This window comes from Parasphingorhabdus sp., assembly GCF_041748495.1.
Classification (GTDB): domain Bacteria; phylum Pseudomonadota; class Alphaproteobacteria; order Sphingomonadales; family Sphingomonadaceae; genus Parasphingorhabdus.
On record NZ_JBGTDD010000166.1, the window covers coordinates 1 to 4721 of the forward strand.

Here is a 4721-nt window from a genome sequence, read left to right on the forward strand (position 1 = left end):
GGCAGGCGGTGAGGATCGGCAGGCGGCGCTGCGGATGCTGGCCGATTCCCTGCCGCTGTCCTTTGCGTCTGATCCGAGCGCGATCGACCGCATGGCCGCGCTTGATCGTTCGTCTGCGGATGATGGCTTCGTCCTGACAATGGACGGCGATTTTGTCCGCGCGGCAGGAGGGCGGGATATCGCACCGCCGACCAGACGCACGGTCCCCAGTGCCGCGGCACCCAGGCGCACAAGGAATTATTCCACAACGAGGCGCTCGCGCGAATCGATTTTCTGATTCATCCGACGGTACAGGCGATAGAGACCGATCCGGACAATATTGTTCCGGTTGCCGGGCAGTCGTGGCTGGTCGGGACGGGTGCGACAGTCGAGTGGCAGGATCATGATGATGAGATCGCGGGCTGGACGGGTAATGGCTGGCTGTTCGTCGCGCCGCTGGCGCTGATGCGTATCTATATCGAATCAATGGATAATTTTGCGGTTTATCGTGGGTCCTGGCAGCTGGTGGAAGCAGTTGCCAGCCCGGTGGCCGGTGCCGTCGTCGATGCGGAGGCGCGGCTGGCTATCGATTCGATTCTGGCGGTTCTGCAAGCGCAGGGTATCTTAATGTCTGGCCCGTGATTCCGGCCACAGCAGCCTAGACGCACGCAGATTTTTGATTTCTGGCGGGCTTTGGACGCCGTTTTTTGGGTTAAATGCCGAAAATGGCGACATTTTCGCAACAGTTCTGCGATTTGGCTGCTTGCACTGGACCGAGTGAAGAGTTAGAAAGCAGCGTGAATTTAGAACCTAATTGAGAAGGGGAATATAAATGCGGAAGCTTGCCTTAGGAATGGCGCTTGCCTCCACAGCGCTCGCAACACCTGCACTGGCTCGTGATAACCAGTGGTATGTTGGTGTCGAGGGCGGTGTGATGATCGTCGAAGATCTGTCGATCGACGTCGGTGGAACCAATAATGCATTCAAAACTGATCATGATGTCGGATATGATTTTGACGGCATAGTCGGATATGACTTTGGAGGTTTCCGTCTGGAAGCCGAAGTCGGCTATAAAGCCGCTGCTGCCAATCAGTTGCAAGCTGGTGCACCAGGTGTACCAGGGACGGCAGGTGGTGGCGGTGCTACGATCACCGGGACATTCCCGATCAATGGCGAAGTAAACGCGCTCAGCTTCATGCTGAACGCGATGCTCGACTTTGGCGACGATGACGGCCTTCAGGGTTTTGTCGGCGGCGGCGTTGGCGTTGCACGCACCGAAGTTACCAATATCTTTGGTGGTCCTTATCTCGATGATTCGGACACCGGCTTTGCATGGCAGGCAATTGCAGGCGTTCGTGCACCGTTGAGCGATAGCTGGGACGTGGGTCTGAAATACCGCTTCTTCAATGCTGACAAGGTCAATCTTGTGGACCAGCGCGGCCGTACTGCCGATACGCGTATGCGTAGCCACTCCATTCTGGGTAGCCTGATCTACAACTTCGGCGGCGAACCAGCGGCACCGCCTCCACCACCGCCTCCACCACCGCCACCGCCACCGCCTCCACCACCACCACCGCCACCACCGTCGGTCTGTGCACCTGGCCCTTATATTGTGTTCTTTGACTGGGATCAGTCGGATATCACACCAGAAGCGGCTTCGGTTCTCGACAATGCGGTTACGGCATATGGCGATTGTGGTTCGGCTCAGGTCATGCTGGCTGGTCACGCTGACAAATCTGGCGCTGCCAGCTACAACGTCGGTCTGTCCCAGCGTCGCAACGCGTCTGTTCGCGCCTATCTTGAATCGCGCGGCATCAGCGGCGGCGCTATCTCGAGTGAAGCCTTCGGTGAATCGCGTCCGCGTGTTGAAACCGCAGACGGTGTTCGCGAACCTCAGAACCGTCGTGTTGAAGTCATGTACGGACCTGGTTCCGGTAACTAATAGCAACATAGATGCTAAATTTGAAAAGGGCTGGTCTTCGGACCGGCCCTTTTTCGTTTCAACTCCGGTATCTCGATTGAATCAGAAGCGGTTTCCGCCATCGACCGATTTTGGTGATTACAGCACATGGCTCGTAGCCTGAGCGAAGCTCGATCATCGGTAGTTTCGATGTGGGCAATCTTCGGAACCGATCTTTTCGGCAAGTTCCTTGCCTTCTCAATATTGCCGCTGATCAATTGTCCTTAACATGGTTATGCTGAATGCAAGCGACAGAGCACTATCTGCGCTGATCAGATGGCGCTGATTCCGGTCCGGCAATTTGTCCAGAAAAATGCGCAATGCTTATGGCCTATCACACGCGATTCGGTTCGCGTGCCGCTAGTGCTTTAGCGAAGCAGACTTTCGAACAAAGCCAGTCCGTCCGTCCCGCCATGCCTTTTTTCTATCGCACGCTCAGGATGCGGCATCATGCCCAGGACGTTGCCGGCTTTGTTGATGATGCCGGCAATATTGCGGGATGAACCATTGATATTGCCGCGATAACGAAACATGACCCGGTCTTCCGCTTCCAACTGATCCAATATATCTGTATCGGCAAAGAAATTGCCGTCATGATGGGCGACAGGAATCGAGATCGACGCATTTTTGGCATAGGCGGATGTGAAGATACTGCTGTTATTGCTGACCTCGAGTTCGGCATCCTTGCAGACAAAATTCATATTGCTGTTGCGCATTAGCGCGCCTGGCAACAATCCGGTCTCGGTGAGAATCTGAAAGCCATTGCAAACGCCCAAAACCCTGATACCGCGCTGTGCCGCTTCGATGACCGGCTTGATGATGTTCGAACGGGAAGCCATGGCACCCGACCGCAGATAATCGCCATAGGAAAAACCGCCCGGAATTGCGATCAAGTCGAGCCCTGACGGCAGTTCGCTATCGCCATGCCAGACCATATGCGGCTTTTGTCCGGAAACCGTTTCCAGGGCGACAGCCATGTCGCGATCGCAGTTCGAGCCGGGAAAGACAATGACGGCGGATTCCATCAGGACGTCGATTCCGGCGCTGTATCCGGTCGTTCAATTTCATAATTTTCGATGACGGTATTGGCGAGCAACTTGTCGCACATCCGGTCAATCTCTTCGCGGCTGACGGATGAATCAACGTCAAGCTCGATCAGTTTGCCGGCGCGAACATCGTTCACCCCGGAAAAATCGAGGCTTTCCAGAGCATGGTGGATGGCCTTGCCCTGAGGGTCCAATACGCCTTCCTTCAGCGTGACAAATATTCTGACTTTCATGCTTCGCCCTCGCGTTGATCCGCTGACCATCGCTATAGCGCCAAGATTTGCCGGGGCAAGAGCAAGAAGGAAAATCGGAAAAGCTGCAGGCCGGATTGCTGCGCTATCGCCTTAGAAATAGCGGGCGAACTTGAAATTGACGCGATGCCGGCTCATTTCATACAGAACATGATTGCTGTCCACGCGCGAATAATTATTGTCGATGGACGGAGAGAATCCCAAAAATTTGAGTTTCCGGCTACCAACATAGGCCCGGGCAAAGCCAAGCCAATCCTGGCGTTCATCCGAGGAATAGAGCAGCAGCGGTGCATCATAGGTCGAACGGCTGACACTGGCGGCAACGCCGGTGTTCAGACCCAGAGGTAATTCCCCACCAATGCCGATATTGATCCCGAAGTTGAAACTGGAAAAGCCATCTGCGTTGAGAAGGTCTCGGCGGACGAAAAGGCTGGCCGAGGCAATCATCGATTTGCTGACGAGATGTTCGTAGGTTGCGTTCGCGCCAAGCTGCCAGCCGCTATAGGCATCGCTGATCTGCGATTCGGTACGACGCGCGTCCAGTTCGACACCGATTTTCTGCCCTTCGCTCAATGCTTGCTGATAGCCGAAACGGCCACCATATTCGCGGGTGGCGAAGCGTCCGCCGTACCAGCGCTGCAGGCCAACCGCCTGCAGCGAGATGCTGCTGTAGCGAGCAATTTTCAGTTCGGGACCGGCGGCCAGCTGGACGACAATATCGTCGGCTTCCTTGCCTTTATAGTTGATGACCTTGCTGTCGGCATCGAGCAGCAAGGCGAGCTGGTCAGTGGTATTGCCATTGCCGTCCAGTACCTGATTGCCACTGATATCCCGCAGGACATCGCCGGGGTCCTGGATCCTGTTTTGATAGCTGTGCGACGATCCGACGGCCGTATAGCTCTTCGCTTCGGTCGGATCGACGAACGTGTGGCCGGTTCCGCCACCCGTGCCACCGCCTCCGGTTGGCGGCGGGCTATTGCCAATAGATTGGGGGCCGGCACCGCCGCAAGCGGCGAGCAAAATCAAAAGTCGCGTCGGAATTGTTCCTCACATGGGTTCTACATGAGGGCGGTACCGACATTGGCTTGGTTGATTTCGCGTAAACCATCGCGGATATTCGCTCGCCCCCAGCAGCCCCTTTGTGCTGGACAGAGCAACGGACAGCCAAATGCTTTTGGTTACTTTCCGCGCTTCTTTCGTTCACTATTGAGATCGAGCACTTCGCTGACGCCTTCCGGAAACAGCCCGAGGCGCCGGGCCACTTCCTGATAGGCCTCGGCTTCGCCGCCAAGATCGCGGCGGAAGCGGTCCTTGTCGAGTTTCTCGTTGGTTTCGATATCCCAGAGGCGGCAGCCGTCCGGGCTGATTTCGTCAGCCAGGATGATGCGTGAAAAATCACCCTCGAAAATCCGGCCAAACTCGAGCTTGAAATCGATCAGCTTGATGCCGATGCCGGCGAACATCCCGGCCAGGAAATCGTTGATC

The 4721-nt window shown here is 55.9% G+C and carries 7 protein-coding genes and 1 pseudogene; 4 read left to right on the top strand and 4 right to left on the bottom strand.

Annotation, left to right across the window (positions count from 1 at the left end; genetic code table 11):
- The 4 genes and pseudogenes from ACEW8J_RS14420 to ACEW8J_RS14435 all read left to right on the top strand — a co-directional run.
- Positions 1-277, top strand: a 277-nt coding sequence (locus ACEW8J_RS14420; protein ID WP_373492337.1) for a hypothetical protein, incomplete at its 5' end; no start/stop codon positions are given.
- Between the two features lie 20 nt (positions 278-297).
- A pseudogene (locus ACEW8J_RS14425) lies at positions 298-438 on the top strand (DUF2793 domain-containing protein); the annotation flags it as partial.
- Positions 439-444: 6 nt separating this feature from the next.
- Complete coding sequence (locus ACEW8J_RS14430) at positions 445-621, top strand: hypothetical protein (protein ID WP_373492338.1); 177 nt, start codon at positions 445-447, stop codon at positions 619-621.
- A 190-nt stretch (positions 622-811) separates the two neighbouring features.
- Positions 812-1921, top strand: a complete 1110-nt coding sequence (locus ACEW8J_RS14435; protein ID WP_373492339.1) for an OmpA family protein — start codon at positions 812-814, stop codon at positions 1919-1921.
- A 386-nt stretch (positions 1922-2307) separates the two neighbouring features.
- Here the strand turns inward: ACEW8J_RS14435 and purQ are convergent, their stop codons facing one another.
- From purQ to ACEW8J_RS14455, 4 genes are all read right to left on the bottom strand, one after another.
- Positions 2308-2964 carry a phosphoribosylformylglycinamidine synthase subunit PurQ gene (purQ, locus tag ACEW8J_RS14440; RefSeq protein WP_373492340.1) on the bottom strand — a complete coding sequence of 219 codons (657 nt, stop codon included), beginning with the start codon at positions 2962-2964 and terminating at the stop codon, positions 2308-2310.
- On the bottom strand, positions 2964-3218 hold the full coding sequence (gene purS, locus ACEW8J_RS14445) for a phosphoribosylformylglycinamidine synthase subunit PurS (RefSeq protein ID WP_373492341.1): 255 nt from the start codon (positions 3216-3218) through the stop codon (positions 2964-2966). The genes purQ and purS overlap by 1 nt, the downstream gene beginning before the upstream one ends.
- 111 nt (positions 3219-3329) lie before the next feature.
- Positions 3330-4262 carry a surface lipoprotein assembly modifier gene (locus ACEW8J_RS14450; RefSeq protein ID WP_373492342.1) on the bottom strand — a complete coding sequence of 311 codons (933 nt, stop codon included), beginning with the start codon at positions 4260-4262 and terminating at the stop codon, positions 3330-3332.
- Between the two features lie 152 nt (positions 4263-4414).
- Positions 4415-4721: phosphoribosylaminoimidazolesuccinocarboxamide synthase (locus ACEW8J_RS14455; protein WP_373492343.1), on the bottom strand; the 307-nt coding region annotated here is incomplete at its 5' end.